This window comes from Polyangium mundeleinium, assembly GCF_028369105.1.
Taxonomy (GTDB): Bacteria; Myxococcota_A; Polyangia; order Polyangiales; family Polyangiaceae; genus Polyangium; species Polyangium mundeleinium.
This window is the reverse complement of sequence record NZ_JAQNDO010000001.1, coordinates 3,564,299-3,581,826: the sequence shown is the minus strand read 5'-3', so window position 1 is coordinate 3,581,826 and position 17,528 is coordinate 3,564,299. Positions and strand designations below refer to the sequence as shown.

The following is a 17,528-nucleotide window of genomic DNA, read 5'->3' as shown; positions in this document are numbered from 1 at the left end:
TGCCGCCCCCACGACCTGCTCGTCAAGTGCGGTCCGGGGCCACCGCCTGGCCCGCCGTGGCATACTTCTCGACGAACTCTTGCAGCTTCCGTATCTGGTAGGTCCGCGCCAGCGTCTGGAACTGCTCGAGCCAGGGGCCGAGTCGCGGCTCGTTTTGCTGCATTCGCTCCGCCTCCGCCAGCACCTTCCGGATACGGCCCGACGCCACCAGCGGCGAGAGCAGCGATAGCTGTTCGGCCGACGGCGGCACCAGCGCGCCCTCCTCCTCCACCGCCACATGGGCCGCGGCTTTCACCGGTTCATGCGTCCATTCCACGCCGAGGAAATGCGCGATCTTGTCGAAGAGCAGGCTGGCCTGCACGGGCTTCGGCAAGAAGTCGTCCCAGCCGGCCTGGGCCCCCTTCGGCTGTTCCGCGGCGGCGACGTTCGCCGACGAGGCCAAAATCACCACCCCGTCGAGCTCGGGCATCTGCCGCAGACGGCGCGTGGTCTCATACCCGTCGAGGCCTGGCATCGCCAGGTCCATCAGGATCAGCGCCGGCCTGTGCTCCAGGGCCAGCCGCAGCGCGGATTCGCCGCCGTCGGCCTGGACGACGTCGAAGCCAATGGGGACCAGCAGATCGCAAAACAACGCGCGGTTGTTGGGGTTGTCGTCCACGACGAGGATCTTGCGGCGCTCGCCGCGATACCCGGAGATCGTGTCCCACTCCGGGGGTTCGTCGACGGCCACGGAGGGGAGTGCCTCGGCCAGCGTGAACGTCACCGTGAACGCGCTCCCTTTGCCGAGCTCGCTCTCGACATGGATGGTCCCGCCCATCTGCTCGATGATCCTCTTGCTGATGGCGAGGCCGAGCCCGGTCCCCTCGCTCTTCACCCGCTGATCTCCCACCTGCTCGAAGGGTTCGAAAATGCGCGCGAGGTGCTCCGCGGCGATGCCGGGGCCCGTGTCCTCGATCCGGAAGCGCACCTCGCGTGGCCCCCCTCCGCCCTCGTCCAGCACGTCGACGAGCAGGGTGACCGCGCCGCGCTTGGTGAACTTGATGGCATTGCCGAGCAGGTTCAGGAGCACCTGCGTCAAGCGCTTTTCGTCGGCGTGCACGGCGGCGAGCGCCGGGCCCCGCACCGCGTGGGTGAAGGTGATGCCCCTCTGCTCGGCGCGCACACGGCAGAGGTCTGCGATGGTGCGCACGAAGGAGCCAAAGTCGATCCGCAGGGGGACGAGCTCCATCTTGCCGGCCTCGATCTTCGCCAGGTCCAGGAGGTCATTGAGCAGCGAAAGCAGGTGCTCGCCCGATTTCTTGACGATTTGCACCCCTTCGCGGCTCTTCGGCGAAAGCTCGGGCGCTCGAAGGAGGAACTGCGCATACCCCAGGATGCCATTGAGCGGCGTGCGCAGCTCATGGCTCATGCTCGAAAGGAAATCGCTCTTCGCTCGATTGGCGCGGTCGGCCGCCTCCTTGGCGATCTGGAGCTGCGCCGTGCGCTCCTGGATCTTGACCTCCAGGTCCCGGTAGAGCACGGCGTTCTCGACGGCGATCGCGGCCTGCGAGGCGAGCACCGACAAGAGCTCCACGCGCGCGGGAGGGAACGCCGACGGCACGTCGCGGTGCTCGAGGTAGAGCACGCCCACCACATGGCCCCGATGCGTCAAGGGAAGCGCGAGCAGCGAGAGCACCGCGTGGGATGCCAGGTACGGGTCGCCGGCGAAACGCGCCTCGGACCTCGCGTCGCCGGTCACCACCGGCTCGCCCGTGCGGGCCGCATATTTCACCACCGCCACCGGCACGTCGTGGCTTTGCCCGAGAGGCTCCGAGAGCCCCGTCTCGATGCGGGCCCCCTCCACCGAGAGCCGCGCGACGACGGAGAGCGCTTCCCCTTCGCTGAGCACCAGGGCGCCGCGCTGCGCCCCCGCATTCTCCAGCGTGAGCTCCATCAGCCGGCCCACCACGCGCCCCGGGTCGAGCTCGCCCGAGAGCGCCTGCGCTGCGCGCACCGCGGTCTTCACGTCGAAACTCGCGTCCGTGGATCCCCCCATGGTCGTGGTCGTTGCCGTCACGGTCGTGCGCTCGGGGGAAGGCTCGTGCATGCTCACCTTGAGCACGGCGGGATACCTCGCGCTGAGGTGCGCGACCACGGCGTACGCGCCCCAGCGCGCATAGGCATCACGCGCCTCGCGCAGGTACATCGCCCCGACGTGGCTCTTGCCCGTCGAAAGGCGAAACTCAGCGGCGAGCTGGGCTGCCAGGGCCTCGATGTGCAAGAAGCGGTGCTCGCGGGCGAGCTCGATGGCCTCGTCGTATTTGGACGCAGCCTCCTCGGTCTTGCCGAGGACGCGGGCGTATTCGGCCTCGACGAGGCGCAGCTTGTGGACGAAATTGGCCTCGCAGCCTTCGGTGAAGTAGCGCAATCGCGCGAGGCTGTGCTCGATGTGCTGCCGCAGCCGCTCCTGTTCCTCGTGCGTGGCGGCGTCGGGCCAGCACTTCGCAGCCGCGAGCGCCAGAAAGAGCGCGATGTCCGTCACGGGGGGCATGCCGAGAATGTCGGCTCGAAATTGGTCGGCCTCCCGCGCCCGCGCGAGCGCTCGCTCCCACCTGCCGGTGACGCAGAACAAATAGGCTTCCAAGGTACGAGCGAGCCCTCCCGTGAACCCGTCCCCGTCGGCCAGGAGGGAGCGCGAGCCTCGCGACAAGGGCTCGTCATGCAGGAGTCGTGGGGCGCCGTCCGGCGTCATCAGCACCTCGCAATAGGACGCCACCGCCTCGAAGTGGTGCCTTCCCACGGCGTCTCCCGCGCGCTGCACGAGATCCCAGCGAGCCTTGACCTGCGCGTCGACCTGGCCAAGCGGCAGGCCACGCCAAACGCGGTAATAGAACAGCTCGGCCAGGAGGCCCCAGCTCGTGCCTTGAAACGACCCGATCTTCAAGCCTGCAGCGATGCCTTGCTCGTAGACGGGGGGCGCTTCATCGATGGGCCTCGAGTGGACCAGGTAGATCCCCTTGAGCGCGATGCACTCGGGGAGCATCGGGGAGCCCACACGCTCTGCGGCGCGCACCCCGGGCGTGAGCCAGCGCATGGCACGGCGATACATGCCCGTCGCCACCGACCACACATTGGCAAAGCTGCAAATCATGAAGGCGGCCGCAGGCGTGAGCGCGTCCCTCCGTATCGCCTCGGACACGATGCGGGCGATGATGAGCGAATAGAGCATCGGCCGGCCGCCGTAGACCGTGCAGAGCTGCGCCTGCGTCATCAGGGCATCGATGAGCCGGTGCTCCGGTGAGGGATCAACCGGCATTCGATCAAACCCGTCCGGGTCGTGTTCGAGCCATTGATCCAGCTCGGTGGACTCTTGCAGGAGCGTGACCTGACACGCCTCATCCGTGTCGGGGAACGTGATGCCCTGCTTCGCGAGGGCGGCCATTCCAAGCCCGATGCCCCGCGCGTATTGCCCCGTGGCGACACAGCAGCGCGTACGGATTTCCTGCGCCGAGAGCCACGCCACCTCCGGCAGCGATCGATCCAGCAAGGCGAGCGCCCGCGCCTCGACGTCGTCGAACTCCCGGAGCAGATAAGCGGCTTCCAGGCGCTCGAGCCCGATCTCCACCGACAGCTCGCTCTCCTCCTCCCAGGCCCGCTCGCCAAGGAGCGCCTGCGCGCTGTCGAGCAGGTTCGCCATCAATCGATACGAGCTCGCCGCCTTCGCGGTGCGCGCGGCCCCGAGGTTCAGCCGCGCGAGCTCGTTGCGCTCCTCCACGGACTCGAGCCGCGCCGAACCCAGGTTCAGGTGCCGCACGAGCTCCAGGAATTGCTGGGCCGTTCCCCCCTCGGCACGATGACGCGCCCGGAGCCGCCGGCCGATCTCCAGATGCGCGAGCACCCGCTGCTCCGGCGAGATCCGCTCATAGCTCGCCTGCTGCACGCGGTCGTGCAGGAACCGGTACGCTGCGTCCAGCGCCACGTCGCCTATGCTTCCGAGCGCCTGCGCGGGACGGTACGCGCCGTCGACCGGCACCACCAGCTCCGCATCCAGCGCCGGCCACAACGCCCCCGTCACCGGGGTGCGCTCCCAGCCGCTGAGCCGCGTGAGGTCCTGCAGGTGGAACGTGTGGCCTGCGCAGGCCGCGAGCCCCAGGAGCTTTTGCGTCGGCTCGGGCATCTCGCGCACCTTGTCCGTCAAGAGCGCCACCACGTTATCGGTGACGCCCGCCCTCTCCAGCGACGATTGCTCCCAGCGCCACGCCCCGCTCTCCGGGTCCCTCACCACCTGCTTCTGCCGGTGCAGGGAGAGCAGCAACTGCTCCAGGAAGAAGGGGTTTCCGCGGGTCTTTTGCGAGAGCACACGCGAAAGCGGCAAGACCCGCGCGGGCTCGCTCTCCAGCGTCCGCGAGAGCCATTTTTGCACCTGCTCGCCCGACAGGGGGCCCACCGTCATGCGCGAGACCTTGCCCTCGCTCTTTTCCACCGCCTCCACGAGCTTCCACAGCGGATGCTCGGGCGGCGTCTCGTTATCGCGGTACGCCGCAATCACGAGCAGCGATTTGCGCTCCACGTCCGTCAGCAGCGTCTGCAGGATGATCAGCGTGGCGCTGTCGGCCCACTGCATGTCGTCCAGGAACATCACGAGCGGCGGGTTTGGCGCCGTGACGGCTCGCACGAAATTCAGCCACGTCAGCTTCTGCCGGTTGAGCACCTGCTCGCCCTCCACCGGCGGCACCGGCGGCAGCTTGCCCATGACCAGGTCGAGCTCCGGCACCACGTCCGCGATGAGCCGCGCGTTGTCCCCGACCTCGCGCCGAATGCGCTGCTGCCAGGCCTCGAGCACCGCCTCCGAGCTTCCGAGCCATTGACGCATCAGCGCCCCGAACGCTTGCGCCATCGCCGCGAAGGGCGTCGACCGCGCGAGCTGGTCGTGCTTGCCCGCGATCAAGAGCCCGCGCCCTGCCTGCGCGATATCCCTGTAGACCGTGCGCACCAGCGCCGTCTTGCCGATGCCCGAGGGACCCCCGACGAGCAAAAGCTCCACCGTGCCCTGCGCGGCGCGCGCAAAGGACTCCCCCACCCGCTCGACGTCGCGCTCCCGCCCCACCAGCGCCTGCGGAATCCGCAGCTTGCGCGAGAAGTCTTTTCTTCCCAGGCCAAACGGCTCCACCGCGCCCCGCTCGTCCCATTGCCGGAGGGCCTCCTCCAGATCCTCCGCCACGCCGCGGGCCGTCTGGTAGCGCCGCTCGGGATCCTTGGCCAAAAGCTTCGCCACGATGGCTGCCACGGGCCTCGGCACGTCCGGGGCGACGGAATCGAGCGGAGGCGGGTCCTTGGCCAGGTGCGCGTGCACCAGGGAGAGCGGATCGCGCTCCGTGAACGGCAGCCGCCCGCTCATCACCTCGAAGAGCGTCACCCCCAGCGAATAAAGGTCCGTGCGTGTATCGAGCGCGCGTGCCGTGCGCCCCGTCTGTTCCGGGGAAATATAAACCAGCGTCCCCTCCAGCGCCTCGGGGATGCTCGCCTCGGTGGCCTCCTGGGACAAGAGCGAGGCGATGCCGAAATCGAGCAGCGTGACCTTCTCGCACGCCTCGTCCACCAGCACGTTTTGCGGCTTGATGTCCTTGTGCATCACGCCCGCGGCATGCACCCCCTCGAGCACCCGCGACAGGAGCCGACCGAGCCGCAGCGCGGCCCCGACCGGCAAGCGCCCCTGCTTGGCGAGCAGGCGATCGAGCGAGTCGAGGCCGGGATCCTCCAGCACCAGCGCCGCCGTGCCGCCCTGCTGCAAGAGCGCCTGTGCGCGCGCCACCCCGGGCACCTCGGCGAGCTGCAGGAGCACCTGGTGCTCGTGGATCAGCCGGCCCAGCACGCGCGGACTGGGCACCTCGGCCACCGGGCTCTTGATGGCCACGCGCGCCCCCGAGGGAACATGGACCGCGCGCCATACCCGTGTTTCGTTCCCGTCGTAGACGACCTCTCCCAGCGCGTACTCCCGCAGATCCATCGTTCTCCCTCGCGTCCGTTCCAGGGGCGCTGCGATCCGAGCATCGATCCTAGATCGAGCGGGCGGAAGGCGACCATCGATCTCGGGGGAATTTTTCCCTCCGGCAACCGAGCCCCGGGCCTCGGGGCGCCGAGCTCAGCCCTCGCCTTCCTTTCCGGAGGCGCGCGGGGGCCCGGCGCGAGGCAGATCCACCGTGAAGACCGTTCCGCTGCCCACCGTGCTCTCGACACGAATCGAGCCGCCGAGGGCCTCGACGATGGATCGCACGATATAGAGCCCGAGCCCGAGACCGGCATACGCGCGCGACGAGACCGCCCGCTCGAAGCGTTCGAAGATGTACGGCAGGCGATCGGGCGGAATGCCGATGCCATGATCACGCACCGTGAGCCGCGCCGCTCCGTCTGCCTCGCCCACCCAGATCTCGATCGGACGACCCGAGCCGAACTTGATCCCATTCGAGATCAGATTCGTGACGACCTGCTCCAGGCGGATGTGATCCCAGCGCCCCACGAGCGGTTGATCGGCGTGCAGCGTCAATGAGCAGGCAGCCCGGGAAAAGTCTTCCGTGAAGCGCTCGGTGACGTCACGGACGACGGCCAGGAGATCGACGTCCTCGATCTGCAAATGCATGCGCCCGGTCGTGATCCGCGTGACGTCGAGCAGCTCCTCGATCAGGCGCGCGAGTTTTTTGACCTGGCGCTCGACCCGCGTCAGGGACGGCGGCAAGGCCTCGCCCGATTGCGCGGTGACTCGCTTCAGCGTCTGCACGTCGAGCTTCAGGCTCGTCATCGGCGTATTCAACTCGTGCGACGCGATGGACAAGATCTCGTCGCGCAGGCGGATGGCCCCCTGCGCGTCACGATAGAGACGCGCGTTGTCGATGGAAATGGCCGCGCGGCGGGCGAGCTCGGTCGCGAGCTCGAGGTCGGCGGTGCTGTAATGCCGGCCGGGCGCCGCGCAGCCGAGGGAGAGCACGCCGAGCGTCTGTCCGCGGATGGAGAGCGGGACGGCCATCGCCGAACACGTGCCGAGCGCCCGGATCAGGCGTGCATGCTCGTCATCGACGGCGTGCGCTCGAAGGAGCTCGTCGGTGAGCAGAGGCAGCAGCATGGGCTTCCCCGTGCGGAGGACCTCGGCGGCCGGGTGGGGGGAGGTCGCGTCGGGCGCGTATTGCTCCTCGAGCTGACGGAGAAGCGCCTCGCTCCCGGGCTCACGGTGTGCGCCGCCGAGGCGCTGGACCACGCCCCCCTCGCCCACGACGTCGATCACGCACCAGTCCGCCATCGACTGCACGCAAAGCCGCGCCAGCGCGGCGAACCGGGTCGAGAAATCGAGCGACTCCGACAGGATCTCGGAGGCCGTGGCGAGAAACTTCATGCGCTGCTCCGCCCGCTCGGCGGCGGCGCGCGCCTTCTGTTCCTCGACGACGACCATGGCGAGGAGCAGGACGAGCCCATTGAGGACCGAGACATACGTTTGCACGGTCAAGACGCGCGCAGCCACGGACGTGCTCCCCATGGCGAAGGGGCCGCGGCCACGGCTCGTGTGCAATGCCGCCATGAAATCGACGATGACCGTGGCCGCCGTCGCGCCGCGGGGTCCAAAACGAATGGCCGCCCATGCCGTCAGGGGAAACAGGAGGGCCGGGAGCGCCGATTCGATCTCCCGCGGCCGCACGCTGGCGAACACCCAAAACGCCCCGCCCGTCAGGATCACGAGCAAGCTCGAGGCTTCGACGGCGCGGCCGGAGCGCGACGGCTCCGGCTCCGGCTCCGGCTCGGTCCAGGTCAGAAACAGCGGACACAGCAGGAGGACCCCGAGGGCATCGCTGCTCCACCACCCGATCGCCACCTTCCAAAACGAGGGGTCGCCCAGCCACACGACGCTCGCAGCCGCGGCGACGAGCGTGCCGGGAATCGCCCCGACAGCGGCGCCGAGCAACACCAGACACGCGACGTCCCAGGGGCGCCGAAACACGAACACCGAGCCTGCCTGCCGGCGCAAGAGCGAGGCGCCCGTGAAGGGCAAGAGACCGCCCGCGACGCCCCAGGCCATGGCCAGGGCGGGCGGTTGCCCGTGCTGCAAGACGACCAGCACCTCGGCCAGAAACACGGCGAGGAGCCACGCGGGCCAGTGGGCCGGCGACGTGCGGAGAAACCAGGCCATGGTCAGGCCGCTGGGCAGCCAGAACACGGCATTGCTGGCGGGCGGGAAGACGAAGAGGTAGCTCGCTTCCGAGAGACCGAAGTAGGCCAGAAAGAGCACGACGCAGCCGAGGAACGTCCGCGCCGGCGGGATGTTCACGAGCCGGCGGCGCAGCCCGACCGCGACCACGCCGCTTTCGCAATCGACGAAAATGGTTTGGATGCGGACGAAGAGACCTTCTGGCCCATGCCGCGATCGTAGGTCCGCGCGACTACGCGTCACCTTCACGATCTGCCGCCGCTCCGCACGCGCCCGCGTGGCTGCGCGGTCCGTGCGCAGCCACGCGAGTTGTGTGCGCTCGGCGGTGCTTCAGGCCGCGCGCCGCGGACGGCGACGCAGGGCGATCAGCGCGGAGCCGAGGACGAGCACGAGGCCGCTGCTCGTGTCGCCGGTCGAGCCGACGGTACGGCAGCCGCAGCTGCCGTCGGTCCCGCCACCGCCGTCGCCGCCTGCGCCGCCGAGGCCGCCGTCGCCGCCAGCGCCACCGTCGCCGCCAGCGCCACCGGCACCGCCAGCGCCACCGGCACCGCCGGCACCGCCTGCGCCGCCGGCACCGCCAGCGCCACCCGCGCCGCCAGCACCACCGGCACCGCCTGCGCCGCCTGCACCACCCGCGCCGCCGACGCCCATCGACTCGGTCTTGCAGTCGGACGCGCAGCCGTCGTCGGAGACGGTGTTCCCGTCGTCGCATTCCTCGACGCCGTCCTGCACGAACCCGTCGCCGCACTTGGCCCACAGGCAGGTCGTGAGGCAGCCGTCGGCATTCGACACGTTGCCGTCGTCGCACGCCTCGACGCCCGTCTGCACGTGGCCGTCGCCGCACTTGGCCGTCTTGCAGGTGCTCGTGCAGGCGTCGTTGTTCGATGCGTTCGCGTCGTCGCACTCCTCGCCCGCTTGCACGACGCCGTCGCCGCAGCCCGGCAGGCTGCAGTTGTTCCGGCAGGCGTCATTGTCGATCTGGTTGCCGTCGTCGCACGCCTCGACGCCGGCCTGCACGAACCCGTCGCCGCACGCGGCGATCTTGCAGGTGACGAGGCACGCGTCCGTGTTCGACGCATTGCCGTCGTCGCAGGCCTCGACGCCCATCTGCACGAAGCCGTCGCCGCACACCGCATTCTTGCAGGTCGTGGTGCAGGCGTCCGCGTTCGACGCATTGGCATCGTCGCACTCCTCGACGCCCGCTTGCACGAAGCCGTCGCCGCAGCCCGACGTCTTGCACGTCGTGAGGCACCCGTCCGTGTTCGACGCGTTCCCGTCGTCGCACTCCTCGGCGCCGGTCACGATGCCGTCGCCGCAATAGAAGGGAGGCACGAACTCGTACGCGCCCATGTCGACCGCGGCGCCATTGGCGCCGTCCCCGTCGAGCGGCCGCGTATTGCCGTCGAGGTCCGTGAGGGGGGCGCCCACCGACGTGCCCTTGTCGATGCACGGGCTGCCCATGGCCAGGTGCAGGTCCGACGGCGCGTTCACGAAGCCCGGGTTCTGCGAAATGCAGCCCGTTCCTGCCACCACCTTGTCGTAGTTCGTCGAGGTCGCCAGGACGTTCGTGTACGTGACGGTGGCCGTCGTCGTGCCCGTCGTGTTGTTCCGGTAGATGCCCGTCGTGACCCCGACGATGATGCTGTTCTTGACGTTCACGATCGCGGTCGCATTCGACTCCGCCCTCAGGCTCACGCCGAACCCGCCTGGACCGTGGACCGTCGTGTTCGTCACGTTGAGCGTGCCGGTCGCCGTGCTCGTGGCGTAAAGATTGATGTTATCAAAGTTGTTGCGGAAGAGCCCGTTCTCGATCGTCATCGTGGCGGGGCCGCTGCTCGGGACGAAAAACACGCCGTCCCACTCGTTGTCGCTCACGGTCAGGCTCGAGAAGGTGGGGGACGCATTGCCCTCCACGCGGATCCCGTAATCGTTGCTCTTGGTCGTGAAATTCTTGATGAGCGGCGCCCCCGCGTCGAGAAGCAGGCCGTTCAGCGACGTGTCGGTCGTGACGTTCAAAAGCCCGAGCACGTCGCCCGTGGCGCTCGAATGGATCGCATTGTACCCGTACCGCACGTTCACGTGCGTCAGCGTCGCCGCCGTCGCGCCCGACAGCACCCGCACGCCATACCAGTTCTCCGCTGCCGCCACGAGGGCGCGCAGCGTGATGGGCGCGGCCGCCGTCCCGATGGCTTCCAGCGTCCCCCGCACCCGGATCTCGCCGCGCTCCGTGTCCGTGCCCGCCTTCATGATGTCGCCGTTCGAGAAGTTCACCACCACGCCCGGCTCGATCGAGAGCTTCCGGCCCGGCGGCACCGTGACGTCCCCCGCGACGGTATACGGCGAGCCCGCCAAGGTCAGCGTCGTATCGGTCCAGAGCGTCCCGTGATACCCCGGCGTCGCGTCATTCACGTACGGCAGCGCCCCGATGTCCTGGCCCGCGTCCCCCGCGAACCTCGACGGCGAATTCGACGTGATCCGCAGGTCCGACAGCGGGTTCACGTACAGCGGGTTCGCCGAAAAGCACCCCGGGCCGGGGGTCACATTCGAATAGTTCGTCGTGTTGTCCCAGACGTTCGAATACGTGACGTTCACCGTCGCCGCGCCGCCCGCCCCGTAGATGCCGGTGGTGTTGTCCGTCACGTTCGAGTTCTTGAGGTTCACCGTCGTCGATGCGCCCGAAGACGTGGAGACGGACACGCCGCGGGACTGCTGGTGGATCGTGGCGCCCGTGATGTTCACCGTCGAGATGCCGTTCGACTCCGCCGACAGATCGAGCCCGTAAAAGCTATTCCGGACCACGCAGTTGTTGATGGTGTTCACCGCGGCCACGCCCGTCGTCAAGATCCTGATGCCGCGGTTGGTATTGTTATTGATCGTGCAGCCGTTGATCGTCGCTGCGGCGGACCCCGCGATGTCGATGCCGACCGAGCCGCCGGAGACGCTCACATTCGTGAGCGTCGGCGTGCCGGCGAGGAGGTAGAAGCCATACGTGGTGGCGGTGATCGTGGTGCCTTCGACCGCGAGACCCATGCCCGCCGCGCTCGAGGTGACGCCTTGCCTCGCATGGGCGATCGACGCGCCGGAGATGGTGACGGCGCTCGCCGCACCGGCGCGGATGCCAAACCACGTGCCCACGGCCGTCCCGCTCTGGGCCATGAACTGCACGGGGCTCGCCGCCGTGCCTTGGACGTTGAGTTGCCCCTGCACGATGAGCTCGATGCGGGCCGTGTCGGTGCCGCCGGATTGCCCGTCGCTGCTCGCGAACCGCACGACAGCGCCGGCCTCGATGGTCAACGAGGCGCCGCTCGGCACCGTGACGTCCCCCTGGACATTGTAGGGGCTGCCCGCGGCGGTCCAGGTCTGGGTGGCGATGGTGCCGCCGGCGATGGTCGTCGCGGCACGTGCTTCGCGCGGGAAAACCAGCGCGACGGTAAGCGCAAGGGCGAACGCCATGCAATGCAGGGCGCTCGCAAAGGTATGGGTTCGATGTCTGGTGTTCATGCTCGTCTACCCCGGGCGTCGGCGTGTTCACGGCACCGCGCGGCGCCGCCCGCAACAGGCCCAGCGCCTGGGGGATGCTCGGCCCGCCCCGAGGTCGCATTTTTTTTCGGGGCGGCGCGATCTTGCCTCGACGGCTCGTGTACGGCGTCGGGCAACGTCAGCAAATTCCAACCGGGCTACAGGCTGAGCATGGGTCTCCTCGCGAAAGCGCGGAGCTGGGGCTTTGCCCCAGGCCCCAGCAGGGGCTGTCCGCCCCTGCACCCGGACCAGCCAGGGGCTGGACCCAGGCTCGATGAACTGCGCGATGCGCAGCTCATCGAACAGGCCCGGTCAAGACCGGCAGCGACCCTGCCAACCAAGACAGCCGCGCGGCGAGGGTCGGCAAAGGGGTCCGACCCCGGACAAACAACGTCTGCCCATCCGATGTGGGGGAGGTTCGCGCGGCTCGTGCTGTTCGCGCTCGGGTGGGTGGGGATCGTCGTCTCGACGACCGGGTGCATCGTCGACGACATGCCGGCGCTCTCCGACATGGTGACGACGGCGAAGCTGCGGGAGTATTACGGGAACCCGAACAACTACACCGGAATCACGTACAATCAGGCCGTGGGGCTCCAGTTCCAGAGGGACGTACTCGGAGCGGGCCGAGGGTGCTTCCCTCGAACGGGAAGGTGTTCCCGTCGGCGTGGCGCGAGGAAGCGAGCGACAAGCGCTTCCGTGGCGTCAAGCCCGACGGCGTGACCGGCGCCATCCAGGGGTTTCACGGACCCCTCCCGCCGGTCATCAGCACCCACCCTGAGAGCACGTTCGTGGAGGTCAAGGCCGTCAAAGGGACTGTCAACCTCGAGTATGCCCAGTACCAGAGCCTCGGGATGCTGGACGCGCTCTCGAAGTCGCCGGCGGCCTCCTCCACGGGACCCGATCGGGCCTATCCCTCGCTGTACTTCGTCGTGGCCGGTGACACATCGATCGGCACGGACGTCGGGGTCCGTGCTGCCTCCAATCAGATTCTGGTCTGGGTGTCCGCGGTCCGAGACCACGGGGGCGGCAAGCTCCAGGTGGGTCCCCCTTGGTGCATGAACTGTGGAGCCGTCCTTCAAGGCAAGCAGCTCCCTGCCCCCACCCTCGACGGCCCGTCGTTCTACGTTCAGAAGCTACGCGCTTCGGGCGACCGAGGGCTCGACAAGCCGATCCTCGATGACGGCCTCGTCGGTCACCCCGGGACTCCGGGCAATACCCGCCCCCACTGAGTCGAGAGGCATCCCATGAAGAATGACCCGCGTCTTCGTCGTCCTTCCAACGGAAAAGGCTGGGCCAAATGCTGGTCTGTCACGAAGTCCGAGGTGCAGGCGCTCTTGGCCGAGCAGAACTGGACACAGGACCCCGAGAATTGCGAGCCGTATCTCTGGGAGGCATACGTTTCTGACAGGGGTGAGCTTCTTCGAGTGAAGCCGAGCGGTCGCGGCACCCTCTACGCATCTCGCCAGGAACTCATGGAGAAGCTCGAGGCGTTGCGAAATCGCCCCCCCGAGCTCCCCTTTCACATGCTGGAAGGCAATCTCCCCCAGGGCGCGCATTTCATCGAAGCCGTGCCCTCGCTCGTCGACGAACTCGCACGGATCCTCAAAATCCCCCGTGAATCTCTCGACAGCTCCTTCGATAGCCTCTACCTCGTGGAAAAAGCCCTGAAGAAGGTCCGTCCCAAGAGGCGCATCCTCGAAATCCCCAACCTCTTCCCGGGGCTCGTCGCGTATGCCGGCGAGGTCATGCGCAAGGCGACGGGAGGCGAGTGGTTCCTCACGGAGGTGGGTGGTTCGATTCACGAGCCGTATGTCCGCTATGGCCCGGGAGGCCGATACATGAATCCGTGGCTGGAGCTCTACAAGTCGATCACCGAGCCGGGGCCCGTCGCGCTTCACGTTCTCGTCTCTGTCGAGGTCCCGCACCCGGACGATTTGAAGCCCAGGGTGACCTTCGTGAACAAGGAGCCCGACGACGCGTACGAGACGTTCGGGGAGCTCGTGAAGGACCACAAGGGCCGCGAGGTCTATCGTATCGGGTTGCGCCGCCGGACCAAGTAGCTCGCCCGGGAGCATTCTGCTGCCGCTCCCGCTCGCGCCTCCGGAAGGCGCCTTCAGCGGCAGCACGCAGGTCGGGCTCTCGCTTTCGGAGATCAACCCTCCGCTCGCGCAGGCCATCGCGAATCTGGAGGTCGAGATCGCGGCCGAGCGGAAGTGGCTCATCGAGAACGCATCGAAGGCCGCGAACCTCGCGGAGCGGCTCGATCTGCTCCAGCAGCTCGACACGGAATTGCACGACCTCGTGTCGCGGCCGCTCGACGAGATCAGCGAGATCGACCTCGACGCGATTCTGGAGCGGTATGGAGACGTGGTCGACGAGGCCACGCGGGAAGCGCTGAAGCAGCTCCTCGCGGATCTGAAGAAGAGCGCGCAGGATCTGAAGGACGAGCTCGCGAGCTTGCTCCACCATTTCGGCGCGCAGGCGGACGCGGTGGCGGATCTCGTGACGGGGCAGGCGCAGGCCTCGGGGTTTTCGCCGGACGATCCGTGGGAGTATTCGCTGACGTCGTCGGAGGTGCCGTGGGTCGAGGTGCCCGACGTCTCGGGCGCGGCGGGGGCGTTCGAGCCGGGGAAGGACCCTTATGCGGCGTATGCGGATGCCGTGATGGAAGCGCTGTCGCAGGATGTGCAGGGCGGCAAGGTGATCCTGCGCGGGGACTTCGTGACGAACGTGCGGGCGTGGCGGTCGAATACCGCGGCGATCGAGAAGGCGCTGGCCGCGCGGGTGAGCGTCTCCCAGGCGGAGACGAGCGCGTTCTTGCAGGCGCAGATTCGCGTCACGGAGTACGTGCGTCAGTACATGGATGCGTCGGATTGGTTCCTGGATTCGCCGATCCCGCCGGATGTTCGGACGCAGGTGGATGGCGTTCTGAAGAATGCTTTCGCCGATCTCGCGGGGCAAATGAAGGAAAGCCTCAACGTATGGGAGGCGATCGCGCTCGGGCCGGAGAAGGGCTCCTTCATGGAGACGGTACGGGCATTTGCCGGGGCGATGTCGACGGTCGGGGACGGGGCGGCGGCGTATGCGGAGGTGATGCAGACGCTGGTGCATGCGTCGTCGCGGATTGCGATTGGGTTCGTGCCGTATGCGGGGCCGGCGCTCGATTTGTGCGAGGCGGTGACGGGGAAGCTCTTGTGTTTGCCCGGGGGAAGGATCTGACCACGGAGGAGCGCGTCTTCTCGGGGGTGGGGTTCGGCTTCGGGAAAATCACGAAAGCTTGGGCTGGGATCAAAGCGGCCGGGGTGAAGCCGGGGGCGAAGATTGTCGCGGCGGGGATTGTCGGGTACACGGACGAGTTCCTGGAGGCGTTGCAGGGAGCCCGGAGGGAGTCGTATAAGGACCTTCGCGGCGTGATGGAAAGCGCCAAGACGGTCGGCGACACGTTCGAGCAGAAGGCGGGGGTGTACTTGATCAAGCAGGAGGGACGGCAGATGCTCGGCGTGGGCGATCCGGCCGTGCGGAGGGTGCTCGGTATCCGAAACGGGCTCGGCAACAACCTTTCGAAGGCACCGGATTACCTCACGGTGACGAAGGAGAACATGCTGGCGCTGAGCGAGGTGAAGAGCGGCCGCGTGGAGGGCGGCGATGTGGTCCAGCAACTGGGGAATGCGATGAAGAAGCTGAAGGAGAAGAATCTCCATGGCGATGTCGCGCACCTCGAACTCATCATGACGAAGGGAGCGAAGATGAACGACGAGAACTATGAGGTCATCGGCGACACCCTCATCAAGTTGACCGAGGAAGGCAAGGAAGTGGTGCGCATCGAGGGCCATGTGATTCGGGTGATCCAGCTATGACGAGCGATGACCTGGAGATCGATGAGCCGGACATCAAGGCGTTGTGGGCGAAGCGCCTTTCGACGGACGGATTCGTCCTGCACGAAGGCGACGGCCCGTACTTCTACGCGTGGTGTGCCCCGGAGGCCCGGGCCGATGCCTTTGTGGCAGCCTTGGCGGCTCTCGATCAGCGGGGGACGCCTTATGGCGTGGAGCTCAGCGAGCTCCGCGCGAAGGAGACGACCCACGACGATCTCGCGCTCGAGGACGTGCGACGGCTCGCGCGCGCGCATCTCACGAAGAAGACAGCCGCCATCGAGGCTTACGCAGGAATCACCCTACGTTCAGGAGAGTGGCTTGACGAACGCCTCAAAAGTCGCGGGGAGGCGTATAAGACATATACGTGGGAAGTCCCGATGCAATTCTCGGTGTACGATCCGTCGTACTTCTTCCCCATCCGCTACGACTTCTTTCTAGGCGCGGGGCCGCACGCCCCATCGATCGAGGCGGCGGCCATTGCGTTCCACACGCAAGCCGACGTGGAGCATATCCTCCTCGGCCTCTGCGCGCCGGACGCAGGGCTCGTAACGACGGGCGCGTGTTCCATGTGCTTCCCCTGGGTAGCGCACCTGGAGGCCAACGCGACATACCACGCCGACGCCGCAGCCGTCGCGCGAGACCTCGCCCTCTCGTGGATTCATCTCCACGACGGGTACAAGATGGGGCTCCTCGTAGGCCTCTCGCTCGACGAGCTCGCCGCGCGCGCCTTCGCCGCCCCCGAAGGCACACGCGTCGGGATCGCGACCTCGCTCGAGGGCGTGCAGAAGCACGACGCGGAGGACCACATGGCGCGCAAAGATGCTCCCCGTGGGCCACCCTTCTCCCCGTTTGCACGCGAGGGCGTGCGACCGATCCGACCCGGCGATGAGGTGCTCTCCCGCGAGCAGGTCTTGCGGGCCCTTGCGACGCCGCCGAATGCTCTGCTCGACGCCCTCGAAGCATCCGCGGCGGCCTTGCAGGACGACGAGTGGCGCGCGGCCGAGCCGCTGGCCCGCCAGGCCATTGAAGCGCGGCTTTCAGGAGGGCCGACGTACGAACTCCTGCACACGGTCGAACACCGGCGCCTGATCGAGCAGCACGCCCCCTACCACGTCCGCCGCCTCCCGAACGGCGGCGTCCTCCTCGCGACGCATCCCTTCCGCACGCTCTGGCCCCTCTGGTCGAATGCGCTCGCGCTCCTTGGAATTCGGCCGAGAGGCGCAGGCTGAGACCCTTCAGCCAAGAAGGCGGCGCTGACGGTTCAACGGACAACGTACCCGTCTCCAGCTTGAAACCCCCCTCCGTGGTCTTGCCACCGGCCCGTTGGAAGAACTGCGCATCGCGCAGTTCTTCCACCTTCGGTCCAGGCCGTGCCTGGTCCGGGGTCGAGGGGGCGGACAGCCCCTCGCGGGGTCCGGGGCAGCGCCCCGGTGCGGCGGCTTTGCGAGGAAACCCGGCTCAGGGCGACTCGAGCCGCAAGAGGTACACCGCTATCGCCCCCCCGAGCAGCGCGAGCACGACCGAGAGGAGCACGCCCATCGAAAGGGGGTGCGCGCGCGGCGTCTCGCCGCGATTGTACCGAACGACGAAGCGCGCATGCTGGAGCGCCGCGACGACGTTGACGACGACGCCGAGCACCACGAGCGCAATGCCGACCGCCTGGGACATGTGCGCAGAATGCGACGGTGGGGCGCTGCGGGTCGCCGCGAGCTCGCGGAGGAAGATCCCGAACCGCGCCACGACGAACCCGAACCCCATCATGGCGAGGCCCGTGCGCAGCCACGCGAGCAACGTGCGCTCGGCGGCGAGCGGGATCCGCAGATCGTAATCGGCGCGCGGAGGCGGCTCGGGCATGGCCCTCCCCGCGTATCACCGTTCCGGCCGCGTGGCCACGCGGGGCAGCAAGCCGAAAGGAGCCCGCTCCTGGGGTCTCCCGAGGGGGTCGCCACGTGTCTACACCCGCC

9 protein-coding genes are annotated in these 17,528 nt (G+C 67.9%); 5 read left to right on the top strand and 4 right to left on the bottom strand.

Features of this window, described 5'->3' with window-relative positions:
- Window positions 1-22 precede the first annotated feature (22 nt).
- The 3 genes from POL67_RS14395 to POL67_RS14385 all read right to left on the bottom strand — a co-directional run bounded on the left by POL67_RS14395 (window position 23) and on the right by POL67_RS14385 (window position 11,623).
- A complete protein-coding gene (locus POL67_RS14395) occupies window positions 23-5,986 on the bottom strand; it encodes an AAA family ATPase (RefSeq protein WP_271917924.1) in 5,964 nt (1,987 codons plus the stop codon).
- 135 nt (window positions 5,987-6,121) lie between these two features.
- A complete protein-coding gene (locus POL67_RS14390; protein WP_271917923.1) occupies window positions 6,122-8,320 on the bottom strand; it encodes a sensor histidine kinase in 2,199 nt (732 codons plus the stop codon).
- Between the two features lie 180 nt (window positions 8,321-8,500).
- Window positions 8,501-11,623 carry a DUF4215 domain-containing protein gene (locus POL67_RS14385; RefSeq protein ID WP_271917922.1) on the bottom strand — a complete coding sequence of 1,041 codons (3,123 nt, stop codon included), beginning with the start codon at window positions 11,621-11,623 and terminating at the stop codon, window positions 8,501-8,503.
- Between the two features lie 695 nt (window positions 11,624-12,318).
- On the opposite strand from POL67_RS14385, the gene POL67_RS14380 reads away from it, so the two are divergent.
- The 5 genes from POL67_RS14380 to POL67_RS14360 all read left to right on the top strand — a co-directional run bounded on the left by POL67_RS14380 (window position 12,319) and on the right by POL67_RS14360 (window position 16,793).
- On the top strand, window positions 12,319-12,918 hold the full coding sequence (locus POL67_RS14380; RefSeq protein WP_271917921.1) for a hypothetical protein: 600 nt from the start codon (window positions 12,319-12,321) through the stop codon (window positions 12,916-12,918).
- Window positions 12,919-13,161: 243 nt separating this feature from the next.
- Entirely contained in the window at window positions 13,162-13,749 is a 588-nt protein-coding gene (locus tag POL67_RS14375) for a hypothetical protein (protein ID WP_271917920.1), read from the top strand.
- Between the two features lie 241 nt (window positions 13,750-13,990).
- A complete protein-coding gene (locus POL67_RS14370; protein ID WP_271917919.1) occupies window positions 13,991-14,908 on the top strand; it encodes a hypothetical protein in 918 nt (305 codons plus the stop codon).
- Complete coding sequence (locus tag POL67_RS14365) at window positions 14,884-15,546, top strand: hypothetical protein (protein ID WP_271917918.1); 663 nt, start codon at window positions 14,884-14,886, stop codon at window positions 15,544-15,546. Before POL67_RS14370 ends, POL67_RS14365 begins: the two co-directional genes overlap by 25 nt.
- Entirely contained in the window at window positions 15,543-16,793 is a 1,251-nt protein-coding gene (locus POL67_RS14360) for a hypothetical protein (RefSeq protein ID WP_271917917.1), read from the top strand. The genes POL67_RS14365 and POL67_RS14360 overlap by 4 nt, the downstream gene beginning before the upstream one ends.
- Before the next feature lie 229 nt (window positions 16,794-17,022).
- Here POL67_RS14360 and POL67_RS14355 read toward each other — a convergent pair whose 3' ends face one another.
- Complete coding sequence (locus tag POL67_RS14355; protein WP_271917915.1) at window positions 17,023-17,418, bottom strand: YidH family protein; 396 nt, start codon at window positions 17,416-17,418, stop codon at window positions 17,023-17,025.
- Window positions 17,419-17,528: the final 110 nt, after the last annotated feature.

What these genes read in the sequence shown, in the direction of transcription:
- POL67_RS14360 (WP_271917917.1), top strand. Translation starts at nt 15,543, where the DNA reads ATGACGAGCGATGACCTGGAGATCGATGAGCCGGACATCAAGGCGTTG.
- POL67_RS14395 (WP_271917924.1), bottom strand. Translation starts at nt 5,986, where the DNA reads ATGGATCTGCGGGAGTACGCGCTGGGAGAGGTCGTCTACGACGGGAAC.
- POL67_RS14385 (WP_271917922.1), bottom strand. Translation starts at nt 11,623, where the DNA reads ATGGCGTTCGCCCTTGCGCTTACCGTCGCGCTGGTTTTCCCGCGCGAA.
- POL67_RS14355 (WP_271917915.1), bottom strand. Translation starts at nt 17,418, where the DNA reads ATGCCCGAGCCGCCTCCGCGCGCCGATTACGATCTGCGGATCCCGCTC.
- POL67_RS14375 (WP_271917920.1), top strand. Translation starts at nt 13,162, where the DNA reads ATGGAGAAGCTCGAGGCGTTGCGAAATCGCCCCCCCGAGCTCCCCTTT.